Source organism: Catenovulum maritimum, from assembly GCF_001050375.1.
In the GTDB taxonomy this organism is placed as follows: domain Bacteria; phylum Pseudomonadota; class Gammaproteobacteria; order Enterobacterales; family Alteromonadaceae; genus Catenovulum; species Catenovulum maritimum.
Genome location: NZ_KQ130491.1, coordinates 84,886 through 100,302 on the forward strand (window position 1 = coordinate 84,886; position 15,417 = coordinate 100,302).

General features: G+C 41.5%; 8 protein-coding genes. 2 read left to right on the forward strand and 6 right to left on the reverse strand.

The genetic code is table 11. The annotated features are described in order from the left end of the window. The first annotated feature begins 46 nt into the window (after positions 1-46). Both XM47_RS11230 and XM47_RS11235 read left to right on the forward strand, forming a co-directional pair. Positions 47-2,920: a family 78 glycoside hydrolase catalytic domain gene (locus XM47_RS11230; RefSeq protein WP_053084549.1), complete on the forward strand. Its 2,874-nt coding sequence runs from the start codon at positions 47-49 to the stop codon at positions 2,918-2,920. Between the two features lie 67 nt (positions 2,921-2,987). Then, on the forward strand, positions 2,988-5,861 hold the full coding sequence (locus XM47_RS11235) for an alpha-L-rhamnosidase (RefSeq protein WP_077066542.1): 2,874 nt from the start codon (positions 2,988-2,990) through the stop codon (positions 5,859-5,861). A gap of 131 nt (positions 5,862-5,992) precedes the next feature. Here XM47_RS11235 and XM47_RS11240 read toward each other — a convergent pair whose 3' ends face one another. The 6 genes from XM47_RS11240 to XM47_RS18725 form a co-directional block, all read right to left on the reverse strand. Continuing rightward, positions 5,993-7,273: a glycoside hydrolase family 88/105 protein gene (locus tag XM47_RS11240; RefSeq protein ID WP_053084550.1), complete on the reverse strand. Its 1,281-nt coding sequence runs from the start codon at positions 7,271-7,273 to the stop codon at positions 5,993-5,995. Between the two features lie 306 nt (positions 7,274-7,579). Then, entirely contained in the window at positions 7,580-9,106 is a 1,527-nt protein-coding gene (locus XM47_RS11245; RefSeq protein WP_048692542.1) for a sulfatase family protein, read from the reverse strand. Positions 9,107-9,114: 8 nt separating this feature from the next. Continuing rightward, positions 9,115-9,762 carry a cytochrome b/b6 domain-containing protein gene (locus tag XM47_RS11250; RefSeq protein ID WP_048692548.1) on the reverse strand — a complete coding sequence of 216 codons (648 nt, stop codon included), beginning with the start codon at positions 9,760-9,762 and terminating at the stop codon, positions 9,115-9,117. A 5-nt stretch (positions 9,763-9,767) separates the two neighbouring features. Beyond that, a complete protein-coding gene (locus XM47_RS11255; RefSeq protein ID WP_048692549.1) occupies positions 9,768-10,715 on the reverse strand; it encodes a c-type cytochrome domain-containing protein in 948 nt (315 codons plus the stop codon). Positions 10,716-10,732: 17 nt separating this feature from the next. Next, complete coding sequence (locus tag XM47_RS11260; RefSeq protein ID WP_048692551.1) at positions 10,733-12,265, reverse strand: DUF1501 domain-containing protein; 1,533 nt, start codon at positions 12,263-12,265, stop codon at positions 10,733-10,735. Positions 12,266-12,269: 4 nt separating this feature from the next. After that, positions 12,270-15,377, reverse strand: a complete 3,108-nt coding sequence (locus tag XM47_RS18725; RefSeq protein WP_053084551.1) for a PSD1 and planctomycete cytochrome C domain-containing protein — start codon at positions 15,375-15,377, stop codon at positions 12,270-12,272. Positions 15,378-15,417: the final 40 nt, after the last annotated feature.

A 15,417-nucleotide genomic window follows, 5' to 3' on the forward strand; every position in this document is an offset into this window, starting at 1 on the left:
TATAACAACTGCGATTTAAAAACATATGAAGCGAGTTTAAAGGTAAATGAAAAAAAATATCCTCTTTATTGTCTTGTGTAGTGCCTTATCTGCGTGTGCAGAGCAGGCTGCTATGTCTTCGAAAAGTTTATCAGAACCATTAGCTACAAAGGTGTCAGCAACACAACAGCAAGCTGCATCTAATTTATTGGTCGAAGGACACCCCAAACCGTTAAATGTACATCGCCTGACGCCACGATTATCTTGGCATGCCAACGTGCAACAGCAAGCTGCTTATCAAATTCAAGCTGCTTCCAGTACAGAGCAATTGCTTAGCGGCCAAGCTGATTTATGGGATAGCGGTAAAGTATTACAACGACGTTCGCTTAACATTTCTTACCAAGGCAAGCCATTAACAACCAACCAAAATATTTATTGGCGCGTTCGTGTGTGGGCAAAAGGTAGCCAAGTAGCACAGCAATGGAGTGATATACAGCATTGGCAAATGGGGTTATTAACTAACAGCGACTGGCAGGCAAAGTGGCTGCAAGTACAAAATCCTGTAACCACAGCTTTAACTCCAGAAGTAAAACAATGGATCAAGTTCGCTGGTACAACCGAATCTGTAGAGGGTGGTCACTTAACTCGTGCTGTACAGCAGCTAGAAAAACAAGCGACAGCGAGCTTGTTTCGACACCAGTTTAGAATTGATAAAGTGATAGCGTCAGCTAAATTACATAGCACGGCTGGCGGTTATTATGAAATCTTCGTCAATGGTCGACAAGTTAAAGATAGGCTACTCGATCCCGGTCAAACCGATTTTGATAAACGTATTTTGTACAACAGTGATGATGTCAGCGCTTTGCTTGAAAATGGCAATAACAGTATTGCGGTGCATTTAGGCAGTGGTTGGTATAATGAAGAAATCGCATTTTCGGGCCCTAAAAGAAAACTAAGCTATGGCCAGCCGACCTTTATCGCACAGCTGGATGTGACTTTTACCGATGGCAGTACACAACAAATTATCACTAATGAAGAGTGGCGCAGCCATCCATCCGCAATCGTTAAAGAAGGGATTTTTAGTGGTGAATTTTACGATGCCAATCAAGCCGTACCAGACTGGAATGCTATCAACAAGCCAGCTAATTATGCTGATTGGCAACCAGTTAAAGTATTACAACAATGGCCGACTGAAGTATTAGAACCTCAATTATTACCACCCGTTCGCGCCCAACAAAGCATTAAACCAGTCAAAATACTCAACCCAAAACCAGATGTTTGGGTATTCGATTTTGGCCAGAACTTTACTGGTATCCCAACTTTAGATCTCGCGGTGCTAAATTTAACCGCTAAACAGGCTGTTTATTTACGTTACGCTGAATGGGCCGATAGTGCGGGAAATATTAGCCAATTGAGCTCAGGTGGTTGGGCGACTAAATTAAATGCGGTGGATGCTTATCTTGCCAGTGCCACACCTCAAAATTTTAGTTCAGAGCCTTCAGCAACCAAAAACAATTGGACGGCTAAATTTACTTGGCGTGGTTTTCGCTACGTTGAAATAACCGGGCTAAAAAATCCACCAAATTTAGACGTGATTTCTGCAAGGTTAGTGCGCAGCGATGTTAAGCGAGTTGGTCATTTTGAAAGTTCAGATCCGCTACTCAATCGTATTCACCAAACCGCATTGTGGAGTTATGAAAGTAATTTGATTAGCTTACCGCTGGATTGTCCTAACCGAGAAAAAGCAGGCTGGACAGGTGATGCCCATGCCACCTTAATTACCGGCAATTACAATTTCAACATGGATACCTTTTGGCAAAAGTATTTAGGCGATTTTAAAACCGCTCGTCACATTGCTCCTGCCGTTGTACCAGGTAAACGCACTACAGGGAAAAAATTAGACTGGGCAGTAGCTGAGGTTTTTATTGCTTGGGAGCATTACCGCCATCATGGTGATCAGCAATTATTAGCAGAGCAATATCAAAGTTTGCTTGAATATATGGATTTTGGCGAAAGTCAGCTATCTAATTATTTGCTAAAAAAAGGTTATGGAGATTGGTGTGATCCTGTTGTTGCACCCGGCACTCCAAGGGTTAAAGGTAGAGGCGTCCCACAACACACAAGTACTACAGTGACCAGCAGTGCTTTATTTGCTCGCGCGGCCGATTTGATGTCACGTATTGCTAAAACATTGGCTAAACCTGCAGATGAACAGCGCTTTGCTCGCTTGTTTGAAAATATTCGCAGCCACTTTCATCAAATCTTATTTAATGAAAAAACAGGGCATTACGGTAGCCAAACCGCAGATGCAATGGCGCTAAGGTTTAACCTAACGCCTGAGCATTTAAAACAAGGCGTCGCAGATGCCTTAAACCATGATGTCAGCGAAACTTGGCGTGGTCACTCCTCTGTTGGAGCATTAGGGCAAACATGGCTTTACCGTGCGTTAAGTGACTATGGTCATGCAGATACTGCATTTCATATATTTAAAGCAAAAGGTTACCCAGGTTTTTCTTATCTATTTGATGAGATTAACGGCACTACTTTATGGGAACGAAAAGGTTCTTTTGACCCTGCATTAGGGAAAGCACCAGACCGCTCACTTAATCACCCATTTCATGGTGGCTACGACGGCTGGTTTTACGAAGGTTTAGGTGGCATACGACCTTTAGACAATAGTGTTGGCTATCAAGACTTTGCATTAGCACCTGTGTTTCCTAAAGCGCTTTCAGCTGTATCTGTTAGCCATGTTACTGGTTATGGCGAAATCAAAAGTGAATGGCAGCGCTACGGGGATCTGATCCATTGGCAGGTTTCAATCCCACAAAATAGCACTGCAGAAATAACCTTGCCTGGGGGTAAGCGCCAACTTTACCTCGGGGGGCAGTATAGTTTTGAAATTAAGCTTGCAGATGAATCGCCAGATTCAAAAGGCATATAAAAATATATAGAGGCCGATATTCAGCATAGGTATTGGCGCTCTTAAAGTATAAATGATGGAGTTATTCATGTTTGTTAGTTTTAGTGAGTTTAGATTTACTCTCAATCAGTTTAGCCGCATAGGCTTGTTTACTTGTCTATTATTGTTAATATCGGCCTGTACTCATATATCGGCTCAACAGGTAAAATTGTCAGCGCCAATAAAATTGACGGTCGGTGAAGGTTTTGTAAACCCGATCGGTTATTACGAGCAAGTCCCGCGTTTTTCTTGGCAGATCGCGGCTGATGCAAATTCGCAGTTACAACAAGCCTATCAAATTCAAGTTGCATCTTCTTTAGCCCGACTTGCAAATGCGGATGCCGATTTATGGGATAGCCAAAAACAGCTATCGTCAGCAACCTCTTGGATAAAATATCAGGGCAAGGCGTTATCATCTCGTCAGCAAATTTTTTGGCGGGTACGTATTTGGGATGAACAAGCGCAAATATCAAAATGGAGTGAAGCTGCGTCAATTGAATTAGGCTTATTAGCTAATGAAGATTGGCAAGGGCAGTGGATACGTCATCCAGAAACAGGTGAAATGCAGGCGTTTGATCATAAAAATAAACAGTTTAAAAATAAGTTATATCGCCCGCAATATTTAACAACCCAATTTATTGCGACTAACAAAACTAGCGATAAAAAAAGTACAGCTGAAATTAAACAAGCGCGCTTATATATTACCGCCAAAGGCGTTTTTAATGCCTATATTAATGGTCAAAAGGTCTCCGAAGATGTGATGCCCCCAGGCTGGACGCCATATTTACAACGAATTGAAACCTTAACCTATGATGTTACCGCGTTATTGAATGAGGGCGAAAACGTATTAGCGGCGACAGTTGCTGAAGGCTGGTACACAGGACGAATTTTGTGGCCTGTACCGCGTGAAGTAAAACCTTCTGCATTATTAGCTCAATTGGAAATTCAATATACAGATGGCAGTCGCCAAACTGTGGTTACAGATCGCAACTGGCAAGTCACAGTTAATGGCCCTATTCGCGCTGCGGGTAACTATGATGGTGAAACTTACGATGCGAATTATGAAATGCCGGGCTGGAATAAGCTTGGCTTTAATCATGATGAAAGTTGGAAGCCAGTGATTAGCGAAGCACTTGAGCCACAAGTGGTACTAGCACCCAAACGTCATCATGCTTCTGCGGTGAAATTAACCTTACCTGCAATTAGCATTGTGGATGTAGCTAACCCAGAGCCTGGTGTGGTGGTTTTTGATATGGGGCAAAATATGTTGGGCGTGCCAGAGCTTAATATTCCGGTGCTGGCTAACCAAAAAGTGAAAATACGCTTTGCTGAAGCATTACAAAAAAACACCTTCTATACCAAAAATATGCGCAGCGCGATTGCGACAGATTATTACACCCCCGCGCAATCTGGCGTGATTAATTATGTACCTACTTTCACCTTTCACGGTTACCGATTTGTTGAAATATCAGGTTTTGACCAATCAAAAACACCGGATTTAAGCTGGCTGAAAGGGCGAGTTTTACATTCTAATTTTGACGTAAATGCTAACTTTAAAAGCTCACACGCTAAATTGAATAAATTGGCTGAAAACGTAGTCTGGGGATTACGAGGTAACTTTTTAGATATCCCAACTGATTGCCCGCAGCGTGATGAGCGTTTGGGGTGGACAGGTGACGCTCAAGTGTTTGCTGCGCCATCTATGTATATGGCGGATGTTTATGGTTTTTGGGCTGCTTGGTTACAAACAGTACGCGAAGAGCAAGCGGATGATGGTCGCATCCCTAATTTTATTCCCACCAAAGAAAGTAAACATGGTCGTGGTTCTTCATCTGGTTGGGGCGATGCTGCTGTCATTATTCCGTGGGAGCTTTATTTATTAACTGGCGATGCGCAGATTCTCAAAGAAAACTACGACATGATGCAAAAGTGGTTAGCTTTTCATCAAGAAAAAGTGAAAGATGATCTGTCAACTATGGGCGGTTTTGCAGATTGGTTACAACCACATCCTAAAGCCAAAGAAGGTAGCCAAGCGCGTCGCGGAGATACTTCGATTGAGTTAATTTCTACCGCGTATTATGCACATTCGTTAGATTATATTGCTAAAGCCGCTCAAGTATTAGGTCGTGACGCAGACGCTGCTAGTTACACGGCTAGTTTCAATAGGGCTAAAGTTGCATTTCGTAAAGCCTATTATGATGAGCAAACTAAGGTGATTGGTGCCGCCAGCCAAACCAGTTATTTATTACCACTGGCTTTTGGTTTGTTTGATGGCGTTGATGTCACTAATGCCCAGCAACATTTACTTGCGACAATAGCTTCGGCAGATCATCATTTACGTACAGGCTTTTTAGGCACACCGCTATTGGCTCCTGTATTACAGGATATGGGCCGTAGTGATGTAATGTACGACTTATTGTTTAAAGAAACTTACCCTTCATGGTTTTATTCTATAAACAATGGTGCAACCACAACCTGGGAGCGTTGGAATTCTTATTCGTTAAAAGACGGCTTTAGTAAAGCATCAATGAACTCGCTTAACCATTACGCTTATGGTGCAGTGGCCAAATGGTTTTATGAAGGCATTTTAGGCATTAAGTCTGCGGGTGTTGGTTTTAACGAGATTAATATTGAACCACAATTTAATCAGCGTTTAACCCAAGCTAGCGGCAGCTATAAAACACCGCAAGGTGAAGTAGCAGTTGAGTGGTCAATTGCACAAGGTCAACTTGATATGCAGGTGACTATCCCTAAAAACACTTTAGCTAACTTTATTTTGCCGCAAGTGCAAGCTGGCACCTTAATCATTAACGGTGAATCTGTCAGTAATCAAAAGGATGCTATTGATAAGGGTTTAACAAAGAATATGTTGATTAAGCAAGCACCAGGTGCTTATCGTATTACAGGTCGTATTTCACTTTAGTACTAATTAAGCTTCAATGAAACACAGGTGTTGCTACTGATAAAATAGTTAACACCTGTTTCATTTTTTCTCAGCTGTTCTAAGCGAGGTAAGTGCATATGTACAGACCGAGCCAACTAGGTTAGCGCCTGCTACATTCTTCCTTTTTGTTCCTTCGCTAACATAAAATCATAAATTTCAGAGCCAGCTAATAGGTAAGCTCCCACACCATAGATTTGCGAATCATCTTTACTGACTTGCCCAGGCGCTGCGCCAATGGCTTGCACCCAACCTAACTTGCCATCAGGGTGTACAGCAGAATTGAGTAATTGCCAGCCTTTGGCTGTAGTTTCCAAGTATTCACTTTCAGCAAGTAATCCGTTATTTAAGCCCCAGGCAAACCCGAAAGTAAATAAAGCGGTACCACTGGTTTCTGGTAACGGGCTTTTTTCATGGGCTAATAACGACATTGCCCATGAACCATCGTGTTTTTGCAGTGATTTTAGCTTCCTTGCCATGTCCACAAACACTTTTTCATAGACAGCTCGACGCGGATCATTTTTATCTATATATTCCATAGCGCGCGCTAAACCAGCAAATACCCAACCTGTGCCACGAGCCCAAAAAATCTGCTCACCAAAGTCTCCTTTTTTATCTTTAAAACGACTATCTCGGTAAAACAGCTTGTAGTTTTCATCGTAAAGGTAATCGATAGTCGCCTGCATTTCTTTGTGTGCATAATCGGCATACTTTGGATCACCAGTGGCTTTTGTTAATGCAAACCAGCTAGGTGGTGCCATAAACAGCGCATCAGCCCAGCACCAACGCGTCTGACAGGCATGAATTTTATGGCCGTCATCAACAATTAATTCACGCGTGAGTTCTAAATCAACAGTGTAGTTGGCTGCAATAACGTCATCAAAGGCCTTTTGGGTTGCCGCCAGAATTTTCGGATCTTGCTGTTGATGGTTGTAATACCAAATATAGGTATCGGCAATTAACTGGTCATCGCCATAGTAAGGGATAGGCCCTAATTGCCAATCCCACTCATTACCCTTGTAACCGATCCAACGTTTGTAGGTTGGATTAGCTGAGCGCTCTGCTAAGTTTTTTAAACCGGTATAAAACACAGCTTGTACCCAACGTTTGGCCTCCAATGACTCATCACGTTTAAACTGAATATAAGCCAATGAATCTAAGCGTGGCAGCTGCCAATTCGCGACTTTTTCGATATCAGATAACACTTGCTCGCTTGACGGAAAAGCTGGTTGCGCTTGCACATTTTCAGCTACTGCAGCTCCTCCCTGAGTTTTTTGGCTAATAGACGCGTTTTCTGCCCCACAAGCTGACAGCAATAAGGCTGCAGAAAAACAAGTAAGTTTTGAATAAAACTGATATTTAGAGGTGAATTTTTTTAGACCAAAGGTGATCACAGGTATGCTCCATTCGTATTACTGTAATTAACGATAAGTTAACTCTTATAAGCCGTGCGCAACTGACCTAAACGCACAACACAAGTAAAAAAAATAAATTTCTAGTTTTATGCAGAATAGGCTCAAAATTTGGATATTTGATACCAATCTTAGGAGATATTTTTAGCTTTTATACAAAATCACACTTTATTACCTGAAAAACTCACAAGAAATAATATTAGTAAGAGTTTGCAAAAAGTGGTTTCATCAGTCGCTCGTGTAGCACGACTGATGCAAAGTTAAGGTATTGATTATTAAGCGTAGGGGTTAATAATTTTTGGAATCAGCATTTACAAAGTTGGTTTTTTTATTGCCATCAAAAGCACGTTGTTTAACCGTATTATTACGCTCAGCTTCATATTGATCTATGTAAGCATCTGTTTTTTGTCTTAGCTGGTTTAAAATATTTTCATGTTGGGCAGAAGTCGCTAAGTTGGTTGCTTCATTGGGATCATTTTTTAAATCATAAAGTTGTTCATGTTTATCTCGGTAGTAACGAACATATTTCCAATCCTCGGTTCTTACCCCAACCGTTGGGGGTATTTTGAAGACTTTAGGCGAGAATAAATGCTCAAAAAAGAATTCGCTGCGCCATTCTGGTGTTTCACCTGCCATAATAGGTTTGAGAGATTTACCCTGATAACGCTTAGATAATTCGATACCTGCTAAATCTAAAATAGTCGGTGCAATGTCGATATTTAACGCAATTTCTTCCCGCACTTGTGCTTTGCGATTACGCGGATCAAAAATGATGAGTGGTACACGTAAATCTTCATCCCAACCAAACCATTTCCCAGCCAATTGACGGTTGTTTAATGAGTAACCATTATCACCGGTATAAATAATAATGGTGTTTTCAGCCATACCGGCTTCAACTAACTTGTCGTAAAGCATACCAACACCGCGGTCTACCGCACTGACAGCACGATAATGACGCTTAACCATTTTTTGATACAAGGCTTGGGTTTTATAACGATACTGCCAGCGCTCTCGGCCAAGCGATGTTTTTAAAAAGTCAGGCAATACTTCAAAATCTGCTGCCGACGATAATGGCGCAGGTGGTATAGTTATGTCGTTGTAATACTCGTCAAATTCAGCAGGGTAGTGGTATTGATCTACTTTATCTGGGTCAAGGGCATGGGGATTCCAAAAACTAACTGATAACGACCAAGGCTGTCCACTACCTTTATTTTGCTCGATAAAGTCTTTGGCAAGCTCAACAAAGTGGTAGGTTTGTGGACGCTCAACACCCTTGTGGATGTCGGTTTTTTTCATTTTTGAACGTTTAAAATAGTCAAAACGCTGCTCGATATTGCCCGAGGTTTCAACACCAAATTTACCAACAAAGCCGGTTGTATAACCGTGTTGCTTTAATACCACAGGGTAGGTAATCGTCATATCTTCTTCAGATACAGGAGGACGGTGAAACGAATAATCGCTAGTGCGTTCGGTTAATCCAGTTAAAATACTAGCGCGACTAGCACCACAAATAGGTGTAGTAACAAACGCCTTTTTGAAGAGCACGCCTTGATCGGCCAATTTATCTAGTGTTGGCGTTTTTACTATTGGGTGGTATTTACCAATTAAGTCCCACCTATGATCATCAGCTAAAATAAATAAAATGTTTGGCCGTTGTTGTTCTTGCTGGTTCGATACTAGATTTTTAGTGTCTTTATCCGTTAACTGGCAGGCTGATGTTAGTACGCTGGCGGACAATAATAAACCTAGTTTTATCCTGTAGGATTTATGACTTTCTTTAAACTGAGTCGTTATTTTTGTAAAAATATTATCCATTTTAACCCTTATTTAAATAACCAATATGAAAAAACGCCCGCAATTAACATAAAAATAATGCCTAAGCTAAAAGGGGCAAAATACAGTGGTGTATCTGGCGTTTTTGTCAGCTGTTTTTTACCCGTTAATAGGGTTTTTATTAAGTTGTCTTTTTTCACCAATACATAAAAAAATACCGCGACTAAGTGCAGCCAAATAATCGCTAATAAAATGTCAAAGTTAATGCCATGTAATTGGGTAAGCGTGTCTGACATATCTTTTGAAACATAATCTGAAAGGGCGCCACTAAAGCCTAAATCGTTATTGCTAAACAGTCCTGAAATCACTTGAAAACCAATCACCAAGATCATGATGATAATCATCCAGCCACCAGCGGGGTTATGACCAACTTCGTGATGTACTTGTAAGCGTAATGACTGTTTTAAATAACGAAATGCAACAATCGGATGGACGATAAAGTGCTTAAAACGAGCTGTACTTGAACCGAACAAGCCCCAACACACCCTAAATACCAATAGGGCAATTAAGCAATGACCAAAAATTTCGTGTAAATCTATTAGTCTGTTTTCAATGGTGTACCAAGCAGCGAAAATGTTTAAAACAAGTGCCCAGTGAAAAAATCGTGTTGCTCCGTCCCAAATTTTTACTTTTTTCATATCACTTAACCTTGTTTTACTTTTATAAGTTCGATTGCTTGCTGAGAAAATAGCATTGCAAGATTTTCATCGACTAATGCTTCATCAAGCACAAGCGTTTTCAGTGCTGGAAGCTTTGCAAGTTGACTGATTTTTGATTGGCTAATATGAGTACCTTGTATTTGCAGCTTGGTTAAATTTTTCATAGCTAAAACCTGTTCGATAGCAGCATCAGATATTTGGCTATTGGCTAAATTGGCTTCGATTAATACCGGCGCTAGGGCTTGGCTAAAGTGGGTGAGCATTTGATCATCAAAATGGTTTTTCATTGCGAAAGCATCGAGCACTAATAAATGTGAGGTACGCGCTTGATAGTGCAATACATGAGGATATTGTGTTTGTAATTCTGCTACCTGTTTTTTATAGGCTAAGCGTTTTTCTTCGATTTTTTGCCAGTCAATATCATAAAATTTAATCACTTTTGCTTTTGCTGGCGCTTCAGGAAAATCATCTTCGGTTAAGTTTCCTGAGCCACCTTTTGATAACCATAACTCAATTAAGGCTAATTCATCTTCGGTATGACGCTCTCGACCAAATGGCGGCATCGCCATGCGATCTGTTGCCGGTAACTTCATGCGTTCAAGTAATAAATTATTTTCAGCGAGTGTTAAATCAGCACCACTTTTACCGGAAAAGGTTAACTGGCGAAAACTGTCTAAACGCAATTGTCCTTTTGCTTTATTGTCATCGTGACAAGCGGCACAATATTTTTCCATAATAGGATCAATGCGGCTATTGTAAAAAGAGTCTTGCTTAGCCACTAATACAGGGCTTAAGCCTAATTGCTCTTTGATGCTTTGTACCCAAGCCGGTTTACTTTGAATATATAAGTAAAGCCAAATTAAGCTTAATAAAGCTACCAGCCAAAAATAGCTTTTAGCGCTGAGCTTTTGTTCAGGCGTTTTGAAATTCATCTTTGTTTTAAACCTCTTTACGCCAAAATCTGGGAAATAATTTGAGGATGTTCAACCCCAGTTAATCGCTGATTTAATCCTTGGAAGCGATAATTTAAATCGTAATGATTAAAGCCCAGTAAATATAAAATGGTGGCGTGTAAGTCGGCTATTTCAACTTTGTCGTTAACCACTTCATAACCAAGTTCGTCAGTTTCTCCATGAGTGTATCCACCTTTTACGCCGCCTCCTGCCATCCACATGGTAAAGGCATCTGTGTGATGATCTCGGCCGGCAAAAAGCATGTCTTGTCCGGCTCTGTTTTCGCGCATTGGTGTGCGACCAAATTCGCCGCCCCAAATAACTAAAGTATCTTCGAGCATGCCGCGCTGTTTTAAATCTTCTAATAAGGCAGCCATTGGGCGATCAATATCTTTACACTTATTACGTATGCCAAGGTCAACTGAACCGGCTTCTCCTACGCCATGATGATCCCAAGCATAATCAAATAATTGAATGTAACGCACGCCCCGTTCAGCCAGTCTTCTGGCGATAACACAGTTGTTGGCAAAACTTGCTTTACCAACTTCAGCACCGTAATTTTCTAATGTGGTTTCTGATTCTTTGCTAATGTCGAAGGCATCAGATGCTTCTAGTTGCATGCGGTACGCCATTTCATATTGCGAAGTCCGCGTCAGGGTTTCTGGATCACCAACTGTGTTATAACTTTGCTGATTAAGATCGGCAATGGCATCAAGAATGCGGCGACGAAGCGGTCGGCTTACTTCTTTTGGATTACTTAAATAAAGCACGGGATCGCCTTGTTTTCGGCATTCCACCCCTTGGTAAACACTTGGTAAAAAGCCAGAACCCCAAAGCTGTTTACCGCCATCTGGGGCATTTTTACCTGAGGTTAGCGCGATAAATCCGGGTAAGTTTTGGTTCATTGTACCTAATGCATAGGTGGCCCAAGCGCCAATAGATGGTTTGCCGGATAAAGCTGAACCTGTATGCATTAACACTTGCGCGGGAGCATGGTTAAACTGATCGGTTTTCATCGATTTTATGAAACAAATATCATCAGCATGTTTGGCTAAATGCGGTAATCTGTCTGATATCCAAGCACCTGATTGACCATGTTGTTTAAATGGAAATTGCGGGCCTAATAACTTAGGTGTGCCGGAAATAAACGCAAATTGTTTACCTTCTAAAAACGATTGTGGTGTGTCTCTACCATCATATTTTTCTAATTCCGGTTTATAGTCAAACATCTCTAATTGACTCGGGCCGCCCACCATATGCATATAGATAACCCGTTTTGCTTTCGCGGCATATTGGGGTGGCAGGGGAGATAAAGGAGCATCCATAGGACGGGTGAAGTCTAAGGTTTGCCCAGCCGCCGTTGCTTGATTGGCAAACATAGAGCCTAAAGCGGCACCGCCAAGCATATAACCTGATTTCTTCAGAAAATCTCGACGTTTTAATTGCGCCATTTCCTGTTGCAATATTTTATCAATTTGAGCGCTTCGAGTGCTTGCAGATTGAACATTAGAATTAAATAAATTTTTCATGATCTTACCTTGTTAATGCATCGTCGAGATTGAGTAAAATTGAGCCCATTGCCGTCCAGGTTGATGCTTGTGCATCATCACCCGATAGCCCATCAAGTTGAATTTGTTCTGATACTTTTTGCAGGGCAAATGTTAGGCTCTGTACTTCTTTTTCTTTTGGTAAGCGAGAGACAACACGTTTAAAGCCAAAGCGAATTGCTTGTTTATCATCACTTGTTTTGGCTTGGGTCATCATCAGTTTACCGAGTGCTTGTGCAGCCTCGTGATAAACCGGATCATTTAAGGTCACTAAAGCTTGTAACGGCGTGTTGGTGGGTAAACGGCGCTGGTGGCTAATTTCACGTGTTTCCATATCAAAGGTTAAAAAGCTTGGATACATAAAGGCACGTTTAACAAAGGTATAAATTGCGCGGCGATAGCGATTTTCATCGGTGGCATCTTCCCACCAATGTAGCCAACGACCTTTATGCCCCCAAATACCTTCTGGTTGTGGTGGCATAACCGGCACACCGCCAATTTTATTAACGATTAAGTCACTGGCAACTAAAGCTTGGTCGCGAACCATTTCTGCTGACAAACGTTGTCTTGGCCCACGTGAAAACCATTTATTTAATGGGTCGAGTTCGTAGCGTTCAGCCTGAACGGTAGCGTCTTGTTGATAGGCATGGCTCATTACCATGAGTTTTAAAATGGCTTTTGTATCCCATTTAAAATCGTTTTGAAATTTAAGGGCTAGCCAATCTAAAAGCTCAGGATGATTCGGTAAACTGCCCGCGCCACCAAAATCTTCTAAGGTTTCAACAAGGCCAATACCAAATAATCTGTGCCATAAACGATTGATCGCAACGCGAGCGGTTAAAGGTTGCTCTGGTTTAAAAAACCATTGTGCTAAGCCCAAGCGATTTTGTTGTTGGTTAAATTCAGGAAATATCGCTGGCGTATTTGGCGTTAATAAATCGCCGACTTTATTGGTCATATTGCCGCGGTCAAATTTAGCAATAGCACGCTTATCCCAGTCGTCTTGCTCTAACATTACTGGCATGAGGTAACCGTCGATAGCCTTAAGTTGTTTTTTTAACTTGCCATATTCCTCAATATTGGCGGTGCGGTTATCGCTGTTTGCATATTGTGACCAGCCATCAAAATTGGTTGTTTCTATACGTACGCGGTGCAAGCGAGTTTGTAAGCTATCAACGCGAATGCCTTTTTGCATTTGTTCAACTTCTACTTCGATTTTTTCACCTGGTTTAAGCGTCAGTGGCTCAGCTAATACAGCAACACTCCAACGAGGTAAATAGAGTCGATGAGCAAACCAACCGACACCTTTACCTGTTTCTAAGCCGCTATCTTCTTTGTTATTGAGTTCACTTAGCTTACTTCGCGCGGATAATTGATTATCCATCACTTCGGTGCTGTTCGACATGTGAGTTTTAATGGTAAGTTGTTGTTTGCTGCCGTCAGGTGTGACTAGATAAAATTTTACGTCGTCGGCCTGAAAATGAGGCTCAGGTGTATGACGAGCTTTTTCTGGGTTTTGTGGTATCGCATTTAAACGGATCGCGGAAATAGATTTTTCTTGCTGAGCTGCCGCACTTATAAAGTGATAATAAAGGCGTAATTCATATTTTCCGGCATCGAAATATTCGCCATTTACAGTTTTAAATGTTCTGATTTTTTGATTGTTATCTGCCAGTTCTTTTAATCGCGCATTACCTACTTTAATTAAGGTTAAATGATATTTGCTTGGCGGTTTGCCTTCTTCAACTAACTTGGCATTAGAGTCTTCCATTTTTTTAACAAAAGCGGCTAAACCTCGGTATTCATCACCTAGAGCACTTTCAATAGTAAGTTGTTGCCAAGGAGATGACTGCTCAGTTTGTTTCGATAACTCAACCGCTTGCTTGGCTTCATGTTCGCGTATTTTGGTAAGCTGTTCTTGTAGTTCAAATGCGAGTTGCTTCTCATCGTCTTTTTTTGCGTATTTATATAAGGGATCATATTCGCGGTAATCAGCGTCTTTACTGGTATTAAAGAAGTCAAGTGATGCATAATATTCATGGTGTTCAATTGGGTCGTAAGGATGGGAATGACACTGCACGCAATTCATGGTCATGGCATTGAGTACTGACCAAGTGGTGGCATTTCGGTCCATGACAGCGACCATACGAAATTCTTCATCATCAGTTCCTCCTTCACTATTAGTTGGGGTTTGACGATGAAATCCGGTGGCGAGAATATTTTTTAAACTGCGATTTGGCATTAAATCACCACCGAGTTGTTCGATCATAAATTGATCATAAGGCTGGTTCGCATTCAGGGCTTCAATCACCCATTGTTTATAAGGCCAGCTGTCACGCTCTTCATCGCGGGTATAACCATGGCTATCGGCGTATCGAGATAAGTCCATCCACATGGCTGCCCAGCGCTCGCCATAACGGGGGGACGCGAGTAAACGGTCAACTTGTTTTTCATAAGCATTCGCACTGTTATCCGCTAAAAAGTCATCAATTTCTTGCGGTGTTGGTGGTAAGCCAGTTAAATCAAATGATAAGCGACGTAATAAGGTCTGTTTGTTTGCTATTGGCATTAATGACAAACCATTAGCGGCTAAGTTAGCCTCCAAAAAAGCGTCAATGTCATTATTGATGACTTGTTTATTTTCAACCTCTGGCACCGTTTGTGGGCTCGGGGGAATAAACGCCCAATGTTCTTGCCAGTTTGCGCCTTGTGCTATCCAATCTCGTAAAAGTTGAATTTCATGATCCGGTAATTTAGCGCCTTTATAAGGCATACGAATGTTCGGGTCGTCAGATTCAACACGGGCGATTAATTCTGAAGCATCAGGATCACCCGGTACTATGGTTAACCTGCCAGAGTGACCACGGCCAAGGGCTTCTTCTCGATATATAAAAGAAACATTGGCTTGTTTACTGACCCCGCCATGGCAACCTGTACAGCTTTTATTAAGAATAGGGCGAATGTCGTGGTTGAATGAGATCAACTTACTGGTTTGTTTCTCTTGCTGTTGTTCGCAAGCCGATAATAAGCTGGTGATTGCAATCAAACAAAAAGCTAACTTAAATGACGATGCCTTTGTATTTTTTATAATCATTAGGTGTACCAGAAACTAACAGGTTATTTTGTTAATAGAT